The 23,071-nt window shown below is 71.4% G+C and carries 19 protein-coding genes; 11 read left to right on the forward strand and 8 right to left on the reverse strand.

Annotated elements, in window-relative coordinates:
- Position 1: 1 nt before the first annotated feature.
- A complete protein-coding gene (locus AB0F04_RS09615) occupies positions 2-1,006 on the reverse strand; it encodes a sugar ABC transporter permease (RefSeq protein ID WP_362039543.1) in 1,005 nt (334 codons plus the stop codon).
- A gap of 116 nt (positions 1,007-1,122) precedes the next feature.
- Positions 1,123-2,391 (reverse strand): extracellular solute-binding protein, encoded by a 1,269-nt coding sequence (locus AB0F04_RS09620; protein ID WP_362039546.1) that lies wholly within the window; start codon positions 2,389-2,391, stop codon positions 1,123-1,125.
- 400 nt (positions 2,392-2,791) lie between these two features.
- On the opposite strand from AB0F04_RS09620, the gene AB0F04_RS09625 reads away from it, so the two are divergent.
- Together AB0F04_RS09625 and AB0F04_RS09630 are read left to right on the forward strand one after the other, a co-directional pair.
- A complete protein-coding gene (locus tag AB0F04_RS09625) occupies positions 2,792-3,826 on the forward strand; it encodes a LacI family DNA-binding transcriptional regulator (protein ID WP_053672030.1) in 1,035 nt (344 codons plus the stop codon).
- Positions 3,827-3,944: 118 nt separating this feature from the next.
- Positions 3,945-4,835, forward strand: a complete 891-nt coding sequence (locus AB0F04_RS09630) for a phosphatase PAP2 family protein (protein ID WP_362039549.1) — start codon at positions 3,945-3,947, stop codon at positions 4,833-4,835.
- Between the two features lie 176 nt (positions 4,836-5,011).
- On the opposite strand, the gene AB0F04_RS09635 is transcribed toward AB0F04_RS09630, so the two are convergent.
- Positions 5,012-8,020: a bifunctional [glutamine synthetase] adenylyltransferase/[glutamine synthetase]-adenylyl-L-tyrosine phosphorylase gene (locus AB0F04_RS09635; RefSeq protein WP_362039551.1), complete on the reverse strand. Its 3,009-nt coding sequence runs from the start codon at positions 8,018-8,020 to the stop codon at positions 5,012-5,014.
- Positions 8,021-8,422: 402 nt separating this feature from the next.
- On the opposite strand from AB0F04_RS09635, the gene AB0F04_RS09640 reads away from it, so the two are divergent.
- A complete protein-coding gene (locus tag AB0F04_RS09640; RefSeq protein ID WP_362039553.1) occupies positions 8,423-8,869 on the forward strand; it encodes a VOC family protein in 447 nt (148 codons plus the stop codon).
- Positions 8,870-8,935: 66 nt separating this feature from the next.
- Entirely contained in the window at positions 8,936-9,559 is a 624-nt protein-coding gene (locus AB0F04_RS09645) for a glyoxalase (protein ID WP_362039555.1), read from the forward strand.
- 206 nt (positions 9,560-9,765) lie between these two features.
- Here the strand turns inward: AB0F04_RS09645 and glnA are convergent, their stop codons facing one another.
- Positions 9,766-11,127 (reverse strand): type I glutamate--ammonia ligase, encoded by a 1,362-nt coding sequence (gene glnA / locus AB0F04_RS09650; RefSeq protein WP_033312643.1) that lies wholly within the window; start codon positions 11,125-11,127, stop codon positions 9,766-9,768.
- A gap of 296 nt (positions 11,128-11,423) precedes the next feature.
- On the opposite strand from glnA, the gene AB0F04_RS09655 reads away from it, so the two are divergent.
- Complete coding sequence (locus AB0F04_RS09655; RefSeq protein ID WP_362039557.1) at positions 11,424-12,611, forward strand: globin domain-containing protein; 1,188 nt, start codon at positions 11,424-11,426, stop codon at positions 12,609-12,611.
- Here the strand turns inward: AB0F04_RS09655 and AB0F04_RS09660 are convergent.
- A complete protein-coding gene (locus tag AB0F04_RS09660; RefSeq protein ID WP_362039559.1) occupies positions 12,608-13,063 on the reverse strand; it encodes an Rrf2 family transcriptional regulator in 456 nt (151 codons plus the stop codon). The two genes, AB0F04_RS09655 and AB0F04_RS09660, sit on opposite strands and share 4 nt — an antisense overlap.
- Before the next feature lie 217 nt (positions 13,064-13,280).
- On the opposite strand from AB0F04_RS09660, the gene AB0F04_RS09665 reads away from it, so the two are divergent.
- The 6 genes from AB0F04_RS09665 to AB0F04_RS09690 all read left to right on the forward strand — a co-directional run bounded on the left by AB0F04_RS09665 (position 13,281) and on the right by AB0F04_RS09690 (position 19,728).
- Entirely contained in the window at positions 13,281-13,949 is a 669-nt protein-coding gene (locus tag AB0F04_RS09665) for a DUF3105 domain-containing protein (RefSeq protein WP_362039561.1), read from the forward strand.
- Complete coding sequence (locus AB0F04_RS09670) at positions 13,946-14,566, forward strand: DUF305 domain-containing protein (protein WP_362039562.1); 621 nt, start codon at positions 13,946-13,948, stop codon at positions 14,564-14,566. Before AB0F04_RS09665 ends, AB0F04_RS09670 begins: the two co-directional genes overlap by 4 nt.
- A gap of 166 nt (positions 14,567-14,732) precedes the next feature.
- Positions 14,733-16,673 carry a S53 family peptidase gene (locus AB0F04_RS09675; RefSeq protein ID WP_362039564.1) on the forward strand — a complete coding sequence of 647 codons (1,941 nt, stop codon included), beginning with the start codon at positions 14,733-14,735 and terminating at the stop codon, positions 16,671-16,673.
- 98 nt (positions 16,674-16,771) lie between these two features.
- Complete coding sequence (locus AB0F04_RS09680) at positions 16,772-18,526, forward strand: NAD+ synthase (RefSeq protein WP_362039565.1); 1,755 nt, start codon at positions 16,772-16,774, stop codon at positions 18,524-18,526.
- A 136-nt stretch (positions 18,527-18,662) separates the two neighbouring features.
- Complete coding sequence (locus AB0F04_RS09685; protein WP_362039567.1) at positions 18,663-19,058, forward strand: VOC family protein; 396 nt, start codon at positions 18,663-18,665, stop codon at positions 19,056-19,058.
- 88 nt (positions 19,059-19,146) lie between these two features.
- The gene (locus AB0F04_RS09690; protein WP_362039569.1) at positions 19,147-19,728 is read left to right on the forward strand and encodes a class I SAM-dependent methyltransferase; all 582 of its coding nucleotides are present in this window, start codon (positions 19,147-19,149) and stop codon (positions 19,726-19,728) included.
- A 105-nt stretch (positions 19,729-19,833) separates the two neighbouring features.
- Here the strand turns inward: AB0F04_RS09690 and AB0F04_RS09695 are convergent, their stop codons facing one another.
- The 3 genes from AB0F04_RS09695 to AB0F04_RS09705 all read right to left on the reverse strand — a co-directional run bounded on the left by AB0F04_RS09695 (position 19,834) and on the right by AB0F04_RS09705 (position 23,069).
- Positions 19,834-21,051, reverse strand: a complete 1,218-nt coding sequence (locus AB0F04_RS09695) for an MFS transporter (protein WP_362039570.1) — start codon at positions 21,049-21,051, stop codon at positions 19,834-19,836.
- A 136-nt stretch (positions 21,052-21,187) separates the two neighbouring features.
- Positions 21,188-22,240 carry an endonuclease/exonuclease/phosphatase family protein gene (locus tag AB0F04_RS09700; RefSeq protein WP_362039572.1) on the reverse strand — a complete coding sequence of 351 codons (1,053 nt, stop codon included), beginning with the start codon at positions 22,238-22,240 and terminating at the stop codon, positions 21,188-21,190.
- 178 nt (positions 22,241-22,418) lie between these two features.
- Positions 22,419-23,069: a TetR/AcrR family transcriptional regulator gene (locus AB0F04_RS09705; protein ID WP_362039574.1), complete on the reverse strand. Its 651-nt coding sequence runs from the start codon at positions 23,067-23,069 to the stop codon at positions 22,419-22,421.
- Positions 23,070-23,071 lie beyond the last annotated feature (2 nt).

A 23,071-nucleotide genomic window follows, 5' to 3' on the forward strand; every position in this document is an offset into this window, starting at 1 on the left:
CTCAGATCGCGAGCTGCTGCTCGTTGCGGTTCAGCCAGCGGCGGTAGAAGGAGGTGAAGACGATCAGGATGGACAGGAGCAGGATTCCGTAGGCGGCGGACTGGGCGTAGTCGCGCGGCTGCTGCCCGAAGCCCAGGTAGTAGGACCAGGTGACGAGGATCTGCGCGTCCGGGGCGGTGTTGCCGAACAGCAGGAAGATGATGGCGAACTGGTTGAACGTCCAGATCACGCCGAGCAGGACGACCGTCGTGCTGACGGACCTCAGACCGGGCAGCGTGACGTAGCGGAACCGCTGCCAGGCGTTGGCGCCGTCCATCTCGGAGGCCTCGTACAGGCTCGCGTCGATCGACTGCAGGCCGCCGAGCAGCGAGACCATCATGAACGGCACACCGCACCAGGTGTTGACCATGATCGCGGCGAACCGCTGCCAGAAGGTGTCCTCCAGCCACAGCGGCGTCGGCAGGTGCAGGAACTCCAGGCCGGAGTTGATGATGCCGCCGTCGGCGAGCATGAACCGCCAGCCGAACACGGTGACGAAGGTCGGCACCGCCCAGGGCAGGACGAGGATCATCCGGTAGAGGGTGCGGCCGCGCAGCTTCTGGTTGAGCAGCAGGGCGAGGCCGAGACCGATGCCGTAGTGCAGGGCGACGCAGGCCGCCGTCCAGAAGACCGTCCACAGGAAGTGCGACCAGAACCGGTCGTACGCCGTCGGGCCCCACAGGATGTCGGCGTAGTTGTCCAGGCCGATGAACTTGTACGTGGCGTCGATGTGGTTGACGCCGATCGTGCGGGCGGTGTTGAGGCTGGTGGCGTCGGTGAGGGTGAGGTACAGGCCGTACACCAGCGGGTACACCACGAGGACGCCCAGGACGACCGCCACGGGGGCGATCATCGCGTAGGCGTACCAGTGCTTGTGGAAGCCGTTCTTCAGCCGCTGGGCCGGGCCGGGTCGCGGTTCCCGCTCACCGCGCCGCTTGCCGGTCGCTCGGTCGATGGCGACTGTCATGGTTCGACACCTTCTGGAGGTTCAAGGAGGTCAAGGAGACTGCCGGGCGGCAGGCGCGGGCCGGTGGCCGCGGGTTCCCCTCCCCCGTGGCAGGGGGACCCGCGGCCACCCGGCGGTCACTTGGAGAAGTCCGGCACCAGCTTGGCGATGGCCGTCTCGGCGTTGCCGAGGCCCTTGTCCAGGGACACCTTGCCGCCCGCGATCTTGAGCAGCTCGTCGTCGAGCGGGCCCCACAGGGAGCTGTACTCCGGCAGCGCCGGGCGCGGCTGGGCGGCGGAGAGCACGCTCTGGTAGCCGGCGATGCCCGGGTCGGCCTTGACCTTCGCGGTGTAGGCGTCCTCGCGCGTGGGGAGCGTGTTGTTCTTCAGCGCGATGGTCTCCTGGGCCTTGGCCGAGGTCATGAACTTCACGAACTTCAGCGAGGCCTCCTGGTGGGCCTTGTCGGAGCCCGCGTACACGGAGAGGTTGTGGCCGCCGGTCGGGGCGCCCGCCTTGCCGGTGGAGCCGGCCGGGACGGTGGCGATGCCGAGGTTGTTCTTGACCTTGAAGGCCGAGCCCTTGTAGAAGTTCGTGATCTCCCACGGGCCCTGGACGATCGCGGCGACCTTGCCGCTGACGAACGCCTCCTGGATGTGGGCGTAGGCGTCGGCGGTGGTGTCGGCCTTGTGCAGGCCCTTGCCCTTGAACAGGCCCTGCCAGGTGCCGTAGGCCTTCTTGGCCTCGGGCGAGGTGACGGTGATCTTCTTGGCGTCGGCGTCGACGGTGTCGGTGCCCTCGCCGTAGAGGAAGGACTGGGCGTAGTAGGCCTGGGTGGAGCCCCAGTAGCCGTCGACGCCGGTCTTGCTCTTGATCGTGGCGGCGGCCTTCTTCAGCTCGTCCCAGGTCTTGGGCGCCTCGACGCCGGCCTTCTCGAACAGGGCCTTGTTGTAGACCAGGGCGAGGGTGTCCGTGGTGAAGGGGACGCCGTAGGTCTTGCCCTCGTACGTGGCCTGCTCGATCAGGCTGGGCTGGAACTTGTCCTGCTCGGCGAGGGCCTCGGTGCCGTCCAGCGGCGCGAAGAAGCCCTTCTTGGCGAAGGCGGGGGTCCAGCCGACCTCGGAGCGCAGCACGTCGGGGGCGCCCTTGGAACCGGCGGCGGTGTCGAACTTGTTCTGCGCCTGGTCGAAGGGGACGTTGACGTACTTGACCTTGATGTCCTTGTTGGCGGCCTCGAACTCCTTGACCAGGGCCTGGTACGTCGGCGCCTCGTTGGTGGCGTTGGAGGTGTCCCACCAGGTGATGGTGACCGGGCCGCCGGCCTCGTCGCCGCTGTCGCTTCCGCCGCAGGCCGTCGCCGCCAGGGCGAGGGACGCCACCAGCGCGGTGGCCGCTATGCCACGCCGCATGAGTTCTCCTTGAGGGTGAAGCCCGTTCGTGCTGCCGACTGCGCCGTTGGCGGCCGGGCGTCGGTGAGATTAGCCGCGCTGCAACGACTTGCGAAAGACCTTGCAGCAAAAAGTTGCAAGGGGTGCGGATGGTTATCCCGCCGTGACCTCGCCTCGACCGCCCCGAAGTCTTCATTCCGCCTGCCCGGCGGGCGATGGGGCGGCTGTGCAAGACTCTGCAAGCACTTGCCATCCGTGCCCGCCGGGGGGAATCATCCGTTGCGGATCGGACGGATCGGACGCCGACCAGGAATCTCGAGGGACCGCGATGACCAAGCCACCCGCAGCGGGCCGTGCGACGGCGCGCACCAGGCGTCCCGTCGGTGTGCAAGGGGAACACCGGCCGCTACAGTCCGGTGCTGTGACCACACGGCTCGCCGACATCGCGTTGCAGGCGGGGGTGAGCGAAGCGACCGTCAGCCGCGTCCTCAACGGGAAGCCGGGCGTCGCCGACACCACCCGCCAGTCCGTGCTGGCCGCTCTCGACGTGCTGGGCTACGAACGCCCGGTGCGGCTGCGCCAGCGCAGCGAGGGGCTGGTCGGGCTGATCACCCCGGAGCTGGAGAACCCGATCTTCCCGGCCCTGGCGCAGGTCATCGGCCAGGCGCTGACGCGGCAGGGCTACACGCCGGTGCTGGCCACCCAGACCCCGGGCGGCTCGACCGAGGACGAGCTGACCGAGATGCTCGTGGACCGCGGCGTCGCCGGCATCATCTACGTCTCCGGACTGCACGCCGACACCACCGCCGACATGCAGCGCTACGACCGGCTGCGCGCCCAGGGCGTGCCCTACGTACTGGTCGACGGCTTCTCGCCGAAGGTGCAGGCGCCGTTCATCTCCCCCGACGACCGGGCGGCGATGAGCCTCGCGGTCACGCACCTGGTGTCCCTGGGGCACACCCGGATCGGACTGGCCCTCGGGCCCAAGCGGTTCGTACCGGTGCAGCGCAAGATCGAGGGGTTCGTGCGCACGATGCAGGACCAGTTGGGTCTGCGCGCCGAGACGGTCGAGTCGGAGCTCGTGCAGCACTCCCTGTACACCCTCGAGGGTGGTCAGGCGGCGGCCACGGCGTTGATCGACCGGAACTGCACGGCCGTGGTGTGCGCCAGCGACATGATGGCGCTGGGTGCGATCCGGGCGGCCCGGCAGCTCGGCCTGGACGTGCCGAAGGACGTCTCCGTGGTGGGCTTCGACGACTCCCCGCTGATCGCCTTCACCGACCCGCCCCTCACCACGATCCGCAAGCCGGTCCCGGCCATGGGGCAGGCGGCCGTGCGCACGCTGCTGGAGGAGATCGGCGGGACGCCCGCGCCGCACAGCGAGTTCGTGTTCATGCCGGAACTGGTGGTGCGCGGTTCGACCGCTTCCGCCCCCGGCGAACGCGTCCGTCCCTGAGGGGTCCCTCCACTGCGCCCGCCCGGGTCGCGCGGCCGGATTCCGCGTAGGACATGCGGCCCGGGTGGGGCCGCGGGATGATCGGTGGAGAAGTCCTCTTCTGGCACACTTTGCGCCTATGGGTGAAACGACCGTAACGAAACCGGAGGGCCTGGAAGCGGCCCTCCCGGACCCCGTTGCGGCCGATCCGGGGCGCGGCCCGCTGCGCCGGCTGCGCACCCCGCGCCGGCCACGGTTCTGGTTCGAGATCCTGCTGATCGCGGTGAGTTACTGGACGTACTCACTCGTCCGCAACGCCGTGCCCGAGCAGAAGGCGGAGGCGCTGTACAACGCCGACTGGATCTGGCGGGTCGAGCACCATCTGGGCATCGCCGTCGAGGAGTCGGTCAACCAGGCGGTGAACTCGGTGCATTGGCTCATCGTCGGGATGAACTACTACTACGCGACGCTGCACTTCATCGTCACGCTGGGTGTGCTGGTGTGGCTGTACCGTCGCCACCCCGGACGGTACGCGGCGACCCGTCTGGTGCTGTTCGCGACCACGGCCGTGGCCCTGGTCGGCTACTACCTGTATCCACTGGCGCCCCCGCGGCTGATGAACGGCGGCGACTTCATCGACACGGTCATGGTCCACCAGACCTGGGGTTCGATGGCGTCGGGCGATCTGAAGCACATGTCCAACCAGTACGCCGCGATGCCGTCGATGCACATCGGCTGGTCCGTGTGGTGCGGCCTGACGATCTTCGCCCTGGCGTCGGTCCCCTGGGTGCGGGTGCTGGGCCTGATGTACCCGGCGCTGACGCTGGTGGTCATCGTCGCGACGGCCAACCACTTCTGGCTGGACGCGGTCGGCGGCCTGCTGTGCCTGGCCTTCGGGTTCACGGTCGCGCGGCTCTGGTACGGCAGGCTGCCGTACGCGCTTCCGAGGGTGGCGCACGAGCGCAGGCGCGGTGAGTCCCGGTTCTCGGCCGCAATCCGGCACCCGGGCGCTCGGAGTGGGCGTCCCTAGGCCGGCACCACCTAGTGCCGTGGCAGGCGACGTTCGCCCCGTCGCGACGCCCGGCACGCACTCTCGCCGCACCGGCCGAAAGCCCAAGTACATCCAGTACGAGGGCTCCCGGCCGGCACGCCGAGAGCACGCACCGGACGCCGCTCCCTACCGGGCGAACGTTGCCTGCCGCGGCACTAGCGCTCGGCGGTGCCGTAGAACAGTTCCTCCACGACACCGCGCGCCCGGCGTGCCGTGCGGCGGTAGGCGTCCAGCATGTCGCCCGCGTGGCCCGGGCCGTAGCCGAGGTACCTGCCCACGGCGGCCAGTTCCCGGGGTTCGGTCGGGAACGTGTCGCCGGCCCGGCCGCGGACCAGCATCACCGCGTTGCGGACCCGGGTCGCGAGGACCCAGGCCTCGTCCAGGGTCGCCGCGTCCTCGTCCGTGATGAGCCCGGCGGAGCGGGCGGCGGCCAGGGCCTCGCGGGTGCGGGTGGTGCGCAGACCCGGCTCCGTCGAGCCGTGCCGCAGCTGCATGAGCTGCACGGTCCACTCCACGTCGGACAGGCCGCCCGGCCCGAGCTTGGCGTGCAGCTTGGGGTCGGCGCCGCGCGGCAGGCGCTCGGACTCCATGCGGGCCTTCAGCCGGCGGATCTCGCGCACGGCCTCGTCGGAGAGTCCGTCCGCCGGGTAGCGCAGCGGGTCGATCAGCTCGATGAAGCGGCGGCCCAGCTCCTCGTCGCCGGCGACGGGCTCGGCCCGCAGCAGCGCGTGCGACTCCCAGGTCAGGGCCCACCGGCGGTAGTACGCCTCGTACGAGGTGAGGGTGCGGACCAGCGGGCCGGACTTGCCCTCCGGGCGCAGGTCGGCGTCGATGAGCAGGGGCGGGTCGGCACTGGGGAGCTGCAGCAGGCGGCGCATCTCGGAGACGACCTTGTTCGCCGCCCGGGAGGCCTCCCGCTCGTCGACGCCCTCGCGCGGTTCGTGCACGAACAGCACGTCCGCGTCGGAGCCGTAGCCCAGCTCATGGCCGCCGAACCGGCCCATGCCGATGATCGCGAAGCGGGTGGGCAGCTCGTCGCCCCAGCCGTCGCGCACGACCGCGCGGAGCGTGCCGGCCAGGGTCGCGGCGGTCAGGTCCGACACCGCGGCGCCGACCCGGTCCACCAGGGCACCCTGGTCGGCCTCGGCGGGCTGCTCCTCGGTGCCGTAGGAGCCGACGATGTCGGCGGCGGCCGTGCGGAACAGCTCGCGGCGGCGCACTCCGCGGGCCGCCGTGACGGCCTGTTCGGCGCCGTCGGCCCGGCGCACGGCGGCGAGTATCTCCTGCTCCAGATGGGCGCGTGAGCGGGGTTCCAGGCCGCCGCCGTCCCCGTCGCCGAGCAGGGCGACCGCCTCCGGGGCGCGCATCAGCAGGTCGGGTGCGAGCCGGCCGGCGGACAGCACCCGGGCGAGGTTCTGCGCGGCGGCGCCCTCGTCCCGCAGCAGCCGCAGGTACCAGGGGGTCTTGCCGAGCGCGTCGGAGACCTTGCGGAAACCCAGCAGGCCCGCGTCCGGGTCGGCGGAGTCTGCGAACCAGCCGAGCAGCACGGGAAGCAGGGTGCGCTGGATGGCGGCCTTGCGGGTGACGCCGGAGGCCAGCGCCTCCAGGTGGCGCAGGGCGGAGGCGGGATCGGCGTAGCCGAGGGCGACCATGCGTTCCCGGGCCGCCTCGGTGCTCAGCCGGGCCTCGCCGGTCGCGAGCTGGGCGACCGCGTCGAGCAGCGGCCGGTAGAAGAGCTTCTCGTGCAGGCGGCGTACGACACCCGCGTGCCGCCGCCACTCGCGGTGCAGGTCGGCGACCGGGTCCGCGCGCAGGCCCAGGGAGCGGCCGATGCGGCGCAGCTCGGCCTCGTCCTCGGGGACGAGGTGGGTGCGGCGCATCCGGAACAGCTGGATGCGGTGCTCCATGGAGCGCAGGAAGCGGTAGGCCTCGTCGAGCTGGGCCGCGTCGGACCGGCCGACGTAGCCGCCGGCCGCGAGGGCCTCCAGCGCGTCCAGGGTCGTCCCGCTGCGCAGGGAGGTGTCGGCCCGGCCGTGCACCAGCTGGAGCAGCTGGACGGCGAACTCGACGTCCCTGAGGCCACCCGGGCCCAGTTTGAGCTGGCGGTCGACCTCGCCCGCGGGGATGTTCTCCACGACCCGGCGGCGCATCTTCTGCACGTCGGGCACGAAGTTCTCGCGCTCGGCGGCCTTCCACACCAGGGGCTGGACGGCGGCGACGTACTCCGCGCCGAGGTCGAGGTCGCCGGCCACCGGGCGGGCCTTGAGCAGCGCCTGGAACTCCCAGGTCTTGGCCCAGCGCTGGTAGTAGGCGAGGTGGCTGGAGAGGGTCCGCACGAGGGGGCCGTTGCGGCCCTCGGGGCGGAGATTGGCGTCGACGGGCCAGATGGAGCCCTCGACGGTGGTCTCGGAGCAGATCCGCATCATGTGCGAGGCGAGCCGGGTCGCGGCGCGTACGGCCTTGGTCTCGTCGGCTCCTTCGGTGGCCTCCCCGACGAAGATGACGTCCACGTCGGAGACGTAGTTCAGTTCGTGGCCGCCGCACTTGCCCATGGCGATCACCGCGAGGCGGCACAGCGCCGCGTCCTCGGGCGCGGCCGCCTCGGCGATCCCGAGGGCGGCACGCAGCGTGGCGGTGGCGAGGTCGGCCAGCTCGGCGGCGGACTCGGCGACGCCGGTGGTGCCGCAGACGTCCCGGGCGGCGATGGACAGCAGGCAGCGCCGGTAGGCGACGCGCAGGGAGACCGGGTCGGTGGCCTCCGCGAGGCCGGCCTCGAATTCCTCCACCCCGGGGTGCAGGTCGTACGCCTCGTACATGACGAGCGCCTGCCAGTCGTCCGGGTGCCGGGCGAGGTGGTCGGCGAGGGCGGTGGACGCGCCGAGGACGCCGAGGAGGCGGTCGCGCAGCGGCTTGGAGGAGATCAGCGTGTCGAGCAGTTCCCGGCGGGCGCCGGGGCCGCGCTGGGCCTCCAGCAGCCGGACGAGTCCGAGCAGCGCGAGATCGGGGTCGGCGGTGGCGCCCAGCGCCTCCAGCAGGACCGGATCGTCGCGCAGGGGCGCGAGCTCGGGGCTGTCCAGGAGCCGCTCGGCGGCGGACGCGTCGGTGAAGCCGTGCCGCAGCAGCCGTGTGAAGGTGCTGCTCCTGCGCCCCGGCACCGCCGTCATCCGGGCCTCCCTCGCACTGTTCCTGGGACATGGGTCGGATCAAGGTCGTACGGCTTTGAGCCTAACCGCACGGGCCGGGGGAAGCGCCGGGGAGTTCGGCGGGCGGACGGGGACGTGCGGGCAGCCGGGTCGATGTCCCGCACCTGCGCACGGGCCGGGACGCCACACGCCTGCCCGCCGGGGCACGCGGCTACGCGGACTGGCCGCGTGGGGGACGCCCGGTACGGCCGTTGGCGGCGTTCCGGGGGACGGGAGGGCCATTTCCGCCACGGCGCGGGTCCGGTGGCCGTCCACTCGGTGGCGCCGCCCGGCGTTTTCGGCTTCGGTGAGGGAGAGCCGTTCAGCCGGTTTCAGCCCGATCCGGTGAGCGGTTCTCATGAGGCCGGACGAAGGAGTCACGCCGTGGACATCACCCTCGAAGTCATCCCGCTGCCCGTGTCCGACATCGACCGCGCCCGGGACTTCTACCGGGACAAGGTCGGCTTCCACGTGGACATCGACCAGGAGGTCATGCCCGGGATGCGGATCGTCCAGCTGACCCCTCCGGGTTCCGGCTGTTCGATCGCCCTGGGCGAGTCGATCTGGGAGATGACGCCCGGCCCCACCCCGGCTCCGGGCTCCTACCAGGGCCTGCAGCTGTGCGTCGCCGACATCAAGGCGGCCCACGCGGAGCTGGTCGGCCGAGGGCTCGACGTCTCGGAGCCGGTCCAGTACTCCCCGGACGACGGCGCCACGTTCATGCACTTCCGGGACCCGGACGGCAACGGCTGGGCGGTGCAGGAGTACCGGCGCAGGGCCACGGAGCCGCTGCACCAACTGCTGGCGGACCTGAAGCGGCAGCAGGCCTGAGGCCCCCGCGCAACCCGGTCAGGAATCGAGAAGCACCTCTCGCGGGGCGCGATTAGCGTCGTTGCCATGACCTCCATCGCATCCGTCACCCTCGAGGTGGACGACCCCGCCGCCGCCGACCGCTTCTACTCCGCCGCCTTCGGACTGGGCGGGCGGCTGCGCCTGCGGGCGTCGGAGGCACCGACCTCCGGCTTCCGCGGGTTCACGCTGTCGCTCGTGGTCTCCCAGCCGGCCGATGTGGACGCGCTCTTCGAAGCGGCCGTGCGGGCCGGGGCGACGCCGCTGAAGCCCGCCGCCAAGTCGCTGTGGGGCTACGGGGGCGTCGTACAGGCCCCGGACGGCACGATCTGGCAGCTCGCGTCGTCGTCGAAGAAGAACACCGGCCCGGCGACGGGGCGGGTCGACGAGGTGGTGCTGCTGCTCGGTGTCGAGGACGTGAGGGCCACCAAGCAGTTCTACGTCGACCACGGCCTGGCCGTGGGCAAGAGCTTCGGCTCCAAGTACGTGGAGTTCGCGGCCGGGGGCCCCGTCAAGCTGGCCCTGTACAAGCGCCGCGGCCTCGCCAAGGTCGCCGGCGTCTCCCCCGACGGCACCGGCTCCCACCGCCTCACCATCACCGGCGACACCGAGCCGTTCACCGACCCGGACGGGTTCGCCTGGACCACGGCTTCGGAGAGCGCGGCGGTGTGAGCGGGACCGGGGGTCATCCGGCTGGGCCGGCGAACCTGGCAGGTGAACAGGGCCGGGGAAAGCCGTGGACGGCCCGCACGGGGGCGCCGGCCCGGGGCGCCGGAGGTCCCAGCACGGCCCAGGGCCAGTGAGACGCCATGGGGCCGACGGTCCGCGACCGTCGGCCCCATCCGCTGAATCAGCGGGAGACCCGCTCCAGCCTGCCCTTACAACGCCGGCAGGTTCTTCCGAAGCTCGAACGCCGTGACCTCCGAGCGGTACTCCTCCCACTCCTGCCGCTTGTTGCGCAGGAAGAAGTCGAAGACGTGCTCGCCGAGGGTCTCGGCGACGAGGTCGCTGCGTTCCATCAGGGTCAGGGCCTCGCCGAGGTTCTGCGGGAGCGGCTCGATGCCCATGGCGCGGCGCTCGGCGTCGGAGAGGGCCCAGACGTCGTCCTCGGCGCCCGGCGGGAGTTCGTAGCCCTCCTCGATGCCCTTGAGGCCGGCGGCCAGCAGCAGGGCGTAGGCGAGGTAGGGGTTGGCGCCGGAGTCGAGGGAGCGGACCTCGACCCGGGCCGAGCCCGTCTTGCCGGGCTTGTACATGGGGACGCGGACCAGCGCCGAGCGGTTGTTGTGGCCCCAGCAGATGTACGAGGGGGCCTCGCCGCCCGCGCCCGCCGTGCGCTCCGCGCCGCCCCAGATGCGCTTGTAGGAGTTGACCCACTGGTTGGTGACCGCGGAGATCTCCGCCGCGTGCCGCAGCAGGCCCGCGATGAAGGAGCGGCCCACCTTGGAGAGCTGGTACTCCGAGCCCGACTCGTAGAACGCGTTGCGGTCGCCCTCGAACAGGGAGAGGTGGGTGTGCATGCCGCTGCCCGGGTGCTCCGAGAACGGCTTCGGCATGAACGTGGCGTGCACGCCCTGCTCCAGGGCCACCTGCTTCATGACGAGGCGGAACGTCATGACGTTGTCGGCCGTGGACAGCGCGTCGGCGTAGCGCAGGTCGATCTCCTGCTGGCCCGGCGCGCCCTCGTGGTGGGAGAACTCCACCGAGATGCCCATCGACTCCAGCATGGTGATCGCCTGGCGGCGGAAGTCCATGCCGACGTTGGTCGGGGTGTGGTCGAAGTAGCCGGAGTTGTCGGCCGGGGTGGGCCGGGAGCCGTCCAGCGGGCGGTCCTTCAGCAGGAAGAACTCGATCTCCGGGTGGGTGTAGAAGGTGAAACCCAGGTCGGAGGTGCGGGCGAGGGCGCGCTTGAGCACGTAGCGCGGGTCGGCGAAGGACGGGGAGCCGTCCGGCATGAGGATGTCGCAGAACATCCGGGCCGTGCCCGGGGCCTCCGCGCGCCACGGCAGGATCTGGAAGGTCGACGGGTCCGGCTTGGCGATCATGTCGGACTCGTAGACCCGGGCGAAGCCCTCGATCGCGGAGCCGTCGAAGCCGATGCCCTCGTCGAAGGCCTGCTCCAGTTCGGCCGGGGCCACGGCGACGGACTTGAGGAAGCCCAGCACGTCCGTGAACCACAGGCGTACGAACCGGATGTCGCGCTCCTCCAACGTCCGGAGCACGAACTCCTGCTGCTTGTCCATCTTCCGCTTCCCCATCCTTGCTGGTCAGGCCGCCTTCTCTTCCGTACCACGGGAGGCGGTTCGGGCACCTGAGCATCCCACCACACCACCGTTTCGAACGCGTTGCGGACCATGATCGCCCGGCTGATCCGGGGTCGAACGCGCCACGTACGGCAGGTGAACTGCTCTTCCGCCCATAGTGCCTGCTCGCACCGGCATCCGTAACGGCCGGTTCCTTTCGTCGCTCCACCCGCTTAATTTGCATCTCATATGCAACTTTAAATAGCGTGCGCTCAGCCGAGCCCCGAGGAGCCAACATGCTGTCCGAGCAGTCCGCCGCCACCGTCCGTGCCACGCTCCCCGCCGTCGGGGCCGCCCTCGGCACGATCACCGAGCGCTTCTACGCCGGACTGTTCGCGGCCCACCCCGAGCTGCTGCGGGACCTGTTCAACCGGGGCAACCAGGCCTCCGGCACCCAGCGCCAGGCGCTCGCCGGGTCCATCGCCGCGTTCGCGACCCACCTGCTGGACCACCCCGGGCAGCGGCCGGACGCGATGCTGCAGCGCATCGCCCACAAGCACACCTCGCTCGGTGTCACGCCGGAGCAGTACGGCATCGTCCACGAGCACCTCTTCGCCGCCATCGCCGACGTACTCGGCGACGCCGTCACCCCCGAGGTCGCCGCCGCCTGGGACGAGGTCTACTGGCTGATGGCGAACGCCCTGATCGCCGTGGAACAGCGGCTGCGCGAGGAGCGCGGCGGGCACACCTGGCGGCCCTGGGAGGTCGTCGAACGGGTCACCGAGACCGACGACGTCGCCACGTTCCGGCTGCGGCCCGCCGACGGCGGGCCGGTACGGGACTTCCTCGCGGGCCAGTACGTCTCCGTCCGCGTCCTCCTCGCGGACGGCGCCCGGCAGATACGGCAGTACAGCCTGTCGGGGGCGCCCGGCCCCGGCCTGCGGCAGATCAGCGTGAAGCGCGTACGCGAGGCCGGCGCCCCCGACGGCGAGGTCTCGAACCACCTGCACGCGCGCGTGCGGGTGGGCGACGTCCTGGAGCTGTCCGAGCCGTACGGCGACCTGGTCCTGGACGGCGGCGCCGACACGCCGCTGCTGCTGGCCTCGGCGGGCATCGGCGTGACTCCGATGGCGGCGATGCTGGCGCACCTCGCCGACTCCGGCCACCGCGCCCCGGTCACCGTCGTGCACGCCGACCGCTCCCCCGCCACCCACGCCCTGCGCGCCGAGCACGAGGCCTGGGCGGCCAAGCTGCCCGACGTGGCCGTCCACCTCTGGTACGAGCAGGACGCTCCCGCGGGAACGCATCCCGGACGGGTCGACCTCACCGGTGTCGCGCTCGCCCCGGGCACGCGCGCGTACCTGTGCGGCCCGCTCCCGTTCATGCGGGCGGTGCGGACCCAGCTGATCGCCCAGGGCATGGCCCCGGCCGACATCCACTACGAGGTGTTCGGCCCGGATCTTTGGCTGGCCGGGGAGGCCTAGACGTCACCGGGGTTGGGGCCGGGGGCTTGCGAGATTCCCAGCAGCAGCGCGCCCGTCGGCTCCGCCACGATGTCCTCCACCGTGACCGGGTCCAGGGAGGTGAAGAACGCCTCCTGGGCCCGGCGCAGGGCGCCGCGCAGGCGGCAGGCGGAGTTGAGGGGGCACGGGGTGGGGCCCTCGCAGTCGACGACGTCGCCCCCGCCCTCGAAGGCGCGGACCACGGCACCGACCGAGGCCGTGCGGCCCCGCTCGGTGAGGGTGAGGCCGCCGCCCCGGCCGCGGCGGGCCTGCAGCAGACCCATGTGCCGAAGCTCGGCGACGACCTTCGCCAGGTGGGTGTACGGCACGTCCATGCCGTCCGCGACGTCCCGGGTCGTCGGACTCGACCCGCCCGCGACGGCGAGCCGCATCAGCACCCGCAGGGCGAGGTCGGTGGAGCGCAGCAGCCGCATGCGGGCAGCCTAGGTAATGGGAATCCGCGGCTCAAATTATCGGAGGCTCCGCCGGCCGGTCGTCGGGCGGGACACCGGCGCACGGTCCGGTGAAGCTGTCGGGCGGCTGTCGGTGCCGTATCGATTCGGCCCATTCCCCGGCTGCTCTACGAGGCGCCCCGCCTCCCCCACTACGATCACTCCACCCGACCGTCACTTTTCCCACGAAGGACACCTCATGGGCTCCGCCAACAAGAGCAGCACGGACCGCAGGGCGCGAATAGAGGAGATGCGGCGCGCCGAGCAGGCCCGTGAGCGCCGCAACCGGATCCTCACCATCGCGGCCAGCCTCGTGATCGTGACCGGACTGGTCGTCGGCGGCGTCGTGCTCGTGCGGTCCCAGGACGACGGGGCCAGTGACACCGCGGCGGCGAGCGACTCGTCCGGCAAGGGCAAGTTCGTGACGGGCAAGGACGGCGTGAAGACGTGGGAGGGGAAGCTGGCCCGCAACCACGTCACCAAGACCGTGAAGTACGCCTCCGAACCGCCGGTCGGCGGCGATCACAACCCGGTCTGGATGAACTGCAACGGCGACGTCTACACCGAGCCGGTGAAGAACACCAACGCCGTGCACTCGCTGGAGCACGGCGCGGTGTGGGTGACGTACAACGCCGCCGCGAAGAAGTCCGACGTCGACGCGCTCGCGGCGAAGGTGAAGAAGACGCCGTACACGCTGATGAGCCCGATGGACGACCAGAAGGACCCGATCATGCTGTCGGCGTGGGGTCACCAGCGCACGGTGACGGGCGCGAGCGACCCGAACGTGGACAAGTTCTTCGAGAAGTTCGTCCAGGGCGAGCAGACCCCCGAGCCGGGTGCCGCCTGCACGAACGGGCTGTCCAAGTGAGGCATGCCGGTCTGATCGCCGGGGCCGCGGCGACGGCGCTCGTCGCGGCCGGTGCGATCACCTACGCCGTCGCCGGGGACGACGGCAGCGGCAGGACGCCCTCGGCCGACTCCGCGGACGCCGGGTTCGCGCGGGACATGGCGGTGCACCACCAGCAGGCCGTGGAGATGTCGTACATCGTGCGCGACCGCACCAAGGACGAGGAGGTCCGGCGGCTGGCCTACGACATCGCGCAGACGCAGGCCAACCAGCGCGGCATGCTGCTCGGCTGGCTCGACCTGTGGGGGCTGCCCAAGGTGTCCTCCGAACCGCCTATGACCTGGATGGACATGGGCGGCATGGCCTCCGGCAAGGACGGCGCGCTGATGCCGGGCATGGCGACCAACACCGAGATGAAGAAGCTCGGCGAGCTCAGCGGGAAGCAGGCGGAGGTCTTCTACCTCCAGCTGATGACGGACCATCACAAGGGCGGCGTCCACATGGCCGAGGGCTGTGTGGAGCGGTGCGCGGTCGGTGTGGAGAAGCGGCTCGCCCAGGGCATGGTGGACGCGCAGCAGTCGGAGATCGCGCTGATGGCGGACATGCTCAAGGAGCGGGGCGCGGCTGCGCGGCCGTAGGGACACGGGGGGCATGAGCCTCACATCGCCCCGCACTGCGGCCTCTTGGGCTCTTCTTGGCCTCCGTGGAGCGGTTCTTGGGCTGCGCCATTCCCTGGCATGAACGGTTCATCGCGAGAGTGACGACGCTCGAGTGAGCCACTCACGACGAACCGCAGGGGGTTCCATGAGATCCAATCGCGCCACGTTGCGCGCCGGGGTGAGTCTGGCAGCGACACTGCCGATGCTCGCCGGTGCGCTGGCGCTCGGCATACCCACGGCCCACGCCGCCGACCACCCGCTCCGCCACCTGCTGGCCGGGACCCGGCCCGCGTGGGCCACCGCCAGAGCGGACAAGGGCGCCACCTCCGACGGCGCCCGGGTCTCGGCCCGGGTCTACCTCGCCGGCCGGGACGCCGCGGGCCTCGCCGCCTACGCCAAGGCCGTCTCCGACCCGCACTCGGCCTCGTACGGCAAGTATCTGACGGCCGGGCAGGCGCAGGCCCGCTTCGGTGCGACCCCGGCCCAGGTGGCGGCCGTGAAGTCGTGGCTGACGGCCGCGGGCCTGAAGGTCACCGGCGTCACGCGGCACTACGTCTCCGTCAGCGGTGACGTGGCCGCCGCCGAGAAGGCGTTCGGCACCGAGCTGCACAACTTCGCCAAGGGCTCCAGGACCTACCGCGCCCCGGCGAGCACCGCCTCCGTGCCGCAGGACCTGGCCGATGCCGTCCTGACGGTGACCGGGCTGGACAACGCGCCGCACATGGCCACGCACGACGATCAGCTGCCGCCGCCGGACACCGTGTTCCGCAACGCCGGGCCGTTCTCCTCGTACTACGGCTCGAACACCGCGAGCACCCTCCCGGACGCCTACGGCAAGAAGATCCCCTACGTCGTCAAGGGCTACACGGGCAAGCAGCTGCGGGCCGCCTACGGTGCGGGCACGCGCACCGGCAAGGGTGTCCGGGTCGCGATCACGGACGCGTACGCCTCCCCGACGATCGCCCACGACGCCGGCACCTACGCCCAGCGCAACGGCGACGCGGCGTGGAAGACGGACCAGCTCCAGCAGGTCCTGCCCGAGAAGTACACGGACACCAAGGACTGCTCGGCCTCCGGCTGGTACGGCGAGGAGACCCTGGACGTCGAGGCCGTGCACGCGGTCGCGCCCGCCGCGGACGTCACGTACGTCGGCGCCGCCTCCTGCAACGACGACGATCTGATCGACGCGCTCGGCAAGGTCGTCGACAAGCACCTGGCCGACATCGTCTCCAACTCGTGGGGCGAGGTCGAGGCCGCGCAGACGCCCGACGTCGCGGCCGCCTACGACCAGGTCTTCCAGCTGGGCGCGGTCGAGGGCATCGGCTTCTACTTCTCCTCCGGCGACGACGGCGACGAGGTCGCGAACTCCGGGACGAAGCAGGTCGACTCCCCGGCGAACTCGGCGTGGGTGACCGCCGTCGGCGGCACCTCGCTGGCCGTCGGCAAGGACGACACCTACCTCTGGGAAACCGGCTGGGGCACCGAGAAGGCGACCCTGTCGGCCGACGGCAAGAGCTGGACCGACTTCCCCGGCGCGTTCACCTCCGGCGCGGGCGGCGGCACGAGCAAGACGGTCGCCGAGCCCACCTACCAGCAGGGTGTCGTGCCCGAGGCGCTGGCGAAGGCCAACAGCGCGGCCGGCAACCGGGTCGTCCCGGACATCGCGGCGATCGCCGACCCGAACACCGGCTTCCTGGTGGGCCAGACGCAGACACTCCCCGACGGCAAGACGCAGGCCTACAGCGAGTACCGCATCGGCGGCACCTCGCTCGCCGCGCCGACCATCGTGGCCGTCCAGGCCCTCGCCCAGGAGGCCCGCGGCAAGGCGATCGGCTTCGCCGACCCGGTGATCTACGCGAAGTACGGCTCGAAGGTCTACCACGACGTCACCGACAACCCGACGGGCTCCGGCCTCGCCGTGGCCCGGGTCGACTTCGTGAACGGCTACGACGCCACCGGCGGCCTGACCACGTCCGTGCGCAGCCTCGGCAAGGACAGCTCGCTCGCGGCCGTGAAGGGCTACGACGACGTCACCGGCGTGGGCTCGCCCGCGAACGGCTACGTGGAGTCGTACCGGCGCCGCTGACTTCGCCGGCTTCCGCTGACCTCCGCAAGGGGACATGGGGTGGTGTGGGGTGACTCACACCACCCCATTGTGTCGCACTGACGATTACACTGGGCGGCGTGCCTCAACTACGTCTCGCCCTGAACCAGATCGACGCCGGCGTGGGCGACCTCGCCGGTAACACCGAGTCGATCGTCCGCTGGACCCGGCACTCGGCCGAACAGGGAGCGCATCTGGTCGCGTTCCCGGAGATGGTGCTGACCGGGTATCCCGTCGAGGACCTGGCGCTCAGGTCGTCCTTCGTCGAGGCCTCCCGCGCGGCGCTGCGCGCTCTCGCCGTGCGCCTGGCCGAGGAGGGCTTCGGAGAGCTGCCGGTGATCGTCGGCTATCTCGACCGCAGCGCGACCGCCCAGCCGAAGTACGGCCAGCCGGCCGGTGCGCCGCAGAACGCCGGGGCGGTGCTCCACCGCGGCGAGGTGGTCCTGAACTTCGCCAAGCACCACCTGCCGAACTACGGCGTCTTCGACGAGTTCCGCTACTTCGTGCCCGGCGACAGCATGCCGGTGCTGCGGGTGCACGGCGTGGACGTCGCCCTGGCCATCTGCGAGGACCTCTGGCAGGACGGCGGCCGCGTGCCCGCCGCCCGTTCGGCGCAGGCGGGCCTGCTGGTGTCCATCAACGCCTCCCCCTATGAGCGCAACAAGGACGACACGCGCCTGGAGCTGGTGCGCAAGCGGGCCCAGGAGGCCGGCTGCACCACGGCGTACCTGGCCATGATCGGCGGCCAGGACGAGCTGGTGTTCGACGGCGACTCGATCGTGGTCGACAGGGACGGCGAGGTCGTGGCCCGTGCCCCGCAGTTCGCCGAGGGCTGCGTGGTCCTGGACCTGGACCTGCCGGCGGCGTCGCCGGACGCGCCCACGGGCGTGGTCGACGACGGTCTGCGCATCGACCGCGTGGTGCTCTCCGAGGAGCCGCTGCCCACGTACGAGCCCGAGCTCACGGGCGGTTACGCGGACCGGCTGGACGACGACGAGGAGGTCTACTCGGCGCTGGTCGTGGGCCTGCGGGCGTACGTCGCGAAGAACGGTTTCACCTCGGTCCTGATCGGCCTGTCCGGCGGCATCGACTCGGCGCTGGTCGCGGCGATCGCGTGCGACGCGGTGGGCGCGCAGAACGTGTACGGCGTGTCGATGCCGTCGAAGTACTCCTCGGACCACTCCAAGGACGACGCGGCCGAACTGGCCCGTCGCACGGGCCTGAACTACCGGACCGTGGCCATCGAGCCGATGTTCGACGCGTACATGGGCTCGCTGGGCCTGACCGGCCTGGCCGAGGAGAACCTCCAGTCCCGCCTGCGCGGCACGCTGCTCATGGCGATCTCCAACCAGGAGGGCCACATCGTCCTGGCCCCGGGCAACAAGTCGGAACTGGCCGTCGGCTACTCGACGCTCTACGGCGACTCCGTCGGGGCGTACGGGCCGATCAAGGACGTGTACAAGACGTCGGTCTTCCGCCTCGCCGAGTGGCGCAACCGGGCCGCCCGGGAGCGTGGCCAGACCCCGCCGATCCCGGAGAACTCGATCTCCAAGCCTCCGAGCGCGGAACTGCGCCCGGGCCAGGTCGACACGGACTCGCTGCCCGACTATCCCGTCCTGGACGCGCTCCTGGAGCTGTACGTCGACCGGGACCGGGGCGCGGACGAGATCGTGGCGGCCGGCTTCGACGCGGAGCTGGTCGCGAAGACGCTGCGCATGGTCGACACGGCCGAGTACAAGCGGCGCCAGTACCCGCCGGGCACGAAGATCTCCCCGAAGGGCTTCGGCAAGGACCGCCGGCTGCCGATCACGAACGGGTGGCGGGAGTCGCTCTGACGGGCGAGGGTCGTCAGGGACGGCCACGGCCACCGGCCCGGCATCCCGGACCCGGCGGTCTCCCGCGCCTCACGGTGCGGGAGACCGCCGGGCCCGCCGAGTCCCGCGTTCCACGACCCGACCACGGGAGCCCGCAATGAAGATCCATCTCACCAGCGTCTTCGTCGACGACCAGGCCGAAGCCCTCCGCTTCTACACCGAGGTCCTCGGCTTCGTGAAGAAGTACGACGTCCCGGTGGGCGAGACGGACCGGTGGCTGACCGTCGTCTCCCCCGAGGATCCCGGCGGCACCGAACTGCTCCTGGAACCGGCCGGCCACCCCGCCGTCAAGCCCTACCGCGACGCGCTCGCCGCCGACGGCATCCCCGTCGCCCAGTTCGCCGTGGACGACGTCCGCGCCGAGTACGAGCGTCTGCGCGCCCTCGGAGTCCGCTTCACCCAGGAGCCCGTGGACATGGGCCCCGTCACCACGGCCGTCCTCGACGACACCTGCGGCAACCTGATCCAGATCGCGACGCAGCCTCGGGAGTGAGGCGGCCGCGCGCCCGGCGGCTTCACCCGATCGATCCTCCTGCGTACTGACGGGCGGTCAGGTAGCGTCGGACCCACCGTGGAGGGGGTTGATCGTGAGCGAGCGGGTTGTTCCGGCGCGTGTGCTGGCCGCGGAACGCCTCGCCGTCGAGGCGGGGTTCGCCAAGAGCTGCATCCGGGAGGTCGGCAGGCTGCTGAGGACGGCCGCCGCGGCCAAGCCCGGCGGGGTCGTCGCCGAGAGCGGCACCGGGTCGGGCGTGGGGACCGCCTGGCTGCACAGCGGCCTCGGGGACGGTGCGCGGCTCATCACCGTGGAACGGGACGAGGAGCTGGCCCGTCGCGCGGCCGGGGTGTTCGCCGACGACAGCCGCGTCAGCGTGCTGACCGGTGACTGGCGGCTGCTCGAACGGCACGCCCCGTTCGACGTGTTCTTCTGCGACGGCGGCGGCAAGCGGGACGACCCGCGCAGGGTCGTGGAGCTGCTCGCCCCCGGCGGGATCCTCGTGCTGGACGACTTCACCCCGTCGGACCGGTGGCCGCCCCGGTTCGAGGGCGAGGTGGACGAGCTGCGCCTGTTCTACCTCACCCATCCGGACCTGGACGCGGCCGAAATTCTCACCACTCCCACCAGCTCGGCGGTCGTCGCGGCACGGCGGCAGGCGTCCCGGTAGACGACGGGCGGCGGCAGCCCGTGGGTCCGGTCCCGTGGCCGCCGCCTGACGGACGAAAGCAGCCCGTGGGAGCAGGTCCCACGGGCTGCCGTACGCCGGAAGCCGTCAGTGGTGCACCGGTTCCGCCTCCTGCGGGACGTGGCTCGCCACGATCCGCTCGCGCGAGGTGGCCGGAGCCCGGCGGCGGTCCACCGCGTAGGCGAAGGACGCCACGGCCAGCCCGAGAACGGCCAGGACCACACCGGCCAGGGCCGGGGAGGTGACGCCGAAGCCCGCGGCCAGGGCGAGGCCGCCGATCCAGGCGCCGCCGGCGTTGGCCAGGTTGAAGGCGGCCTGGTTGGCCGAGGAGGCCAGGGACGGGGCCGAGGAGGCCTTCTCCATGACCATGAGCTGGAGCGGGGAGCCGGTGGCGAAGGCGGTCAGACCGAGCAGGATGACGGCGACGGCGGCCGTGACCTCCGTGCGCATCAGCAGCGGGAACAGCGACAGGACCACCACCAGCGAGGCGAGGCAGCCGAACAGCGTGCCGCGCAGGGAGTGGTCGGCCAGGCGGCCGCCCAGCAGGTTGCCCGCGGTCGCGCCGACGCCGAACAGCGCCAGCAGCAGGGTGACACTGGCGTCGGCGTAGCCGGCGGCCTCCGTGAGCATCGGCGTGATGTAGCTGTAGGCCGAGAACAGGGCACCGAAGCCCGCGACGGTCGTGCCGAGCGACAGCCAGACCGGCAGGGAGCTCAGGGCGGCGAGTTCGCCGCGCAGGCCCTGGGCGGTGACGTGCTCGTGGTCCCGCGGGATGAGGAGCGCCAGCGCGGCGATGGCCACCAGGCCGATGGCGCTGACGCCGAGGAAGGTCGCCCTCCAGCCGAGGTGCTGACCCACCAGGGTCGCCACCGGCACGCCCGCGACGTTCGCGATCGTCAGGCCGAGGAACATCAGCGAGACGGAGCGCGCCTTGCGTTCGGGAGCGACCATGTTCGTCGCGACGACGGCGCCGACGCCGAAGAAGGCGCCGTGCGGCAGGCCGCTCAGGAAGCGGGCGGCCAGCAGCCAGCCGTTGTCGGGCGCGAGGGCCGACAGGGCGTTGCCCACGACGAACAGTCCCATCAGGCCGGTCAGAACCGTACGTCGGGACATCTTCGCGGTGACCGCGGCCAGCAGCGGGGCGCCGATGACGACGCCCAGCGCGTACGCCGACACCAGATGGCCGGCGCTGGGTATCGAGATGTTCAGGTCGTCCGCGACGTCGGGCAGCAGCCCCATCATCACGAACTCGGTCGTACCGATGCCGAAGGCGCCCACGGCAAGGGCTAGCAGGGCCAGGGGCATGAGTGAGCCTTTCGAGACTTGCTTGGAGATCCGTACGCGTATGTTCAAGTACGGAACAAAGTCTCGCAGGCGCGCTATTCCACGCCCTGCCGCCTTCGGCGCGGATTTCCGGCGGCAGGGCTGTGACCAGGGAGTTTCAGGAACCGCTTGTGGTGACACTCACACGCGCCGCGACCGGGAGATGGTCGCTGCCCGTCTGCGGGAGGGTCCACGAGCTTTCCGGCTTCAGGCCCCGGACCATGATCTGGTCGATGCGCGCCATCGGGAACGACGCGGGCCAGCTGAAGCCGAAGCCGTTGCCCGCCGCACCCTGCGTGGAACGCATCTGCGAGGTCACGGCGTTGAGCGCGCGGTCGTTCATCGTGCCGTTCAGGTCGCCGAGCAGGACCACGTTCTTCAGCGGTTCGTGGGCGATGGCCTCGCCGAGGTAGTCGGCGCTCCGGTCGCGCTGCCGGGCCGTGAAGCCGGCCTCCATCTTCACGCGCACCGACGGCAGATGGGCGACGTAGACGGCGACCTGCCCGGCCGGGGCGGTCACGGTGGCGCGCATCGCGCGGGTCCAGCCCATGTCGGTGTCGACGGCCCGCACCCCGGTCAGCGGGTACTTGCTCCACACCCCGACCGTGCCCTGCACCGAGTGGTAGCGGTACGCCGACGCCAGCGCCTTCTCGTACGTGGGGACAGCGGCCGGCGTCAGCTCCTCCAGGGCCAGCACGTCCGCTCCGGAGGCGGCCACGTCACGGGCCGTGCCGGCCGGGTCCGGGTTCTCGGCGTTGACGTTGTGCGTGACCACCGTGAGGTCGCCGCCGGCCGCGGTCTTGTCACTGAGCTGACCGCCGAAGAGGTTCAGCCAGACCACGGAGGGCAGCAAGACCGCGATCAGCGCGGTGGCGGACCTGCGGACCAGGGCGAGGACGAGCAGCACCGGGACCAGGAGGCCCAGCCAGGGCAGGAACGTCTCGGTGAGGCTGCCCAGGTTGCCGATCGTGTTCGGGATGCGCGAGTGCAGCCCCATGACCAGGGCCAGCAGCACCGCGGCCGCGGCGACGAACAGTCCGCGCCGCCAGATCCGCGGGTCTCCCCGCCAGGAGCCCGCGAGCCGCTGGAACAGGCGCCGAAGCCGGGTTCCCCGGTGCTCGGGCCCCGAGCCGCCGTTGTCCGTCTCCGTCATGTACGCCTGCTGCGCCATACCGTCGCCTCACTGCCTGCCGTGCACACCATCGCCCCCGTGTCCTTACGACCCTAGGGGATGATCCGTTCCGTTCCCGCCGTCCCTCGACGGCCGTACGGGGGCGATGACGTTCGGCTTCCCGCGACGAGTTCCGATCAGACCCCCTGAAAGCGTCCTCTGTGACGAAACACGCACACTAGGAGCCCTGGGAGGCGGAACTGACTGAGGGTGAGCTGCCGGGCCGCAGCCCTTCGAGCAGGGTGTCGACGACCTGCTCGGCGAGGTCGTCGGGGAGGTCGGCGTCGGTGTGCAGCACGGCGCGCAACAGCATCGGTCCGACGAACAGGTCGTTCAGCAGCTCCAGGTCGAGGTCGGTGCGCAGTTCGCCGTTCCGCTGTCCGCGGCTGAGGACTTCCAGGCCGAGCCGGCGGCGCGGGGCGACGACGGTGGCGTGGTAGGCCGCCCACAGCTTCGGGCTGCTCTTCATCTGGGCGTGGACGCTGTGCAGGATCGCCGAGGAACGGTGGGCCAGGCCGCGCCGGCGCACCTGCTCCAGCAGGACCACGAGGTCGTCGCGCATGGAGGTGCCCGGGAGCGGCGGGTCCGGGAGCTCGGCGGCGCGCACGACGTCGACGAAGAGCTCCTCCTTGCCGCTCCAGCGGCGGTAGATGGTGGCCTTGCCGACACCCGCGGTGCGGGCGATGCGCTCGATGGACAGGTCCGCGAGGGGCACGCCTTCCTCCAGGAGCGTCATCACGCCCTCGATGATGGCGCGCTCGACGGCCTCGCTTCTGGGACGTCCCCTCGCGGGACCGTCGTGCGGGGGGTGCCGTTCGGCGGGGCTCACGT

The sequence above is a fragment of the Streptomyces sp. NPDC029041 genome, from assembly GCF_040637515.1.
Lineage (GTDB): Bacteria > Actinomycetota > Actinomycetes > Streptomycetales > Streptomycetaceae > Streptomyces.

Coding starts and splice junctions, on each gene's coding strand:
- AB0F04_RS09615 (WP_362039543.1), bottom strand. CDS start 1,006: ATGACAGTCGCCATCGACCGAGCGACCGGCAAGCGGCGCGGTGAGCGG.
- AB0F04_RS09620 (WP_362039546.1), bottom strand. CDS start 2,391: ATGCGGCGTGGCATAGCGGCCACCGCGCTGGTGGCGTCCCTCGCCCTG.
- AB0F04_RS09630 (WP_362039549.1), top strand. CDS start 3,945: ATGGGTGAAACGACCGTAACGAAACCGGAGGGCCTGGAAGCGGCCCTC.
- AB0F04_RS09635 (WP_362039551.1), bottom strand. CDS start 8,020: ATGACGGCGGTGCCGGGGCGCAGGAGCAGCACCTTCACACGGCTGCTG.
- AB0F04_RS09645 (WP_362039555.1), top strand. CDS start 8,936: ATGACCTCCATCGCATCCGTCACCCTCGAGGTGGACGACCCCGCCGCC.
- glnA (WP_033312643.1), bottom strand. CDS start 11,127: ATGGACAAGCAGCAGGAGTTCGTGCTCCGGACGTTGGAGGAGCGCGAC.
- AB0F04_RS09655 (WP_362039557.1), top strand. CDS start 11,424: ATGCTGTCCGAGCAGTCCGCCGCCACCGTCCGTGCCACGCTCCCCGCC.
- AB0F04_RS09660 (WP_362039559.1), bottom strand. CDS start 13,063: ATGCGGCTGCTGCGCTCCACCGACCTCGCCCTGCGGGTGCTGATGCGG.
- AB0F04_RS09665 (WP_362039561.1), top strand. CDS start 13,281: ATGGGCTCCGCCAACAAGAGCAGCACGGACCGCAGGGCGCGAATAGAG.
- AB0F04_RS09675 (WP_362039564.1), top strand. CDS start 14,733: ATGAGATCCAATCGCGCCACGTTGCGCGCCGGGGTGAGTCTGGCAGCG.
- AB0F04_RS09685 (WP_362039567.1), top strand. CDS start 18,663: ATGAAGATCCATCTCACCAGCGTCTTCGTCGACGACCAGGCCGAAGCC.
- AB0F04_RS09695 (WP_362039570.1), bottom strand. CDS start 21,051: ATGCCCCTGGCCCTGCTAGCCCTTGCCGTGGGCGCCTTCGGCATCGGT.
- AB0F04_RS09700 (WP_362039572.1), bottom strand. CDS start 22,240: ATGGCGCAGCAGGCGTACATGACGGAGACGGACAACGGCGGCTCGGGG.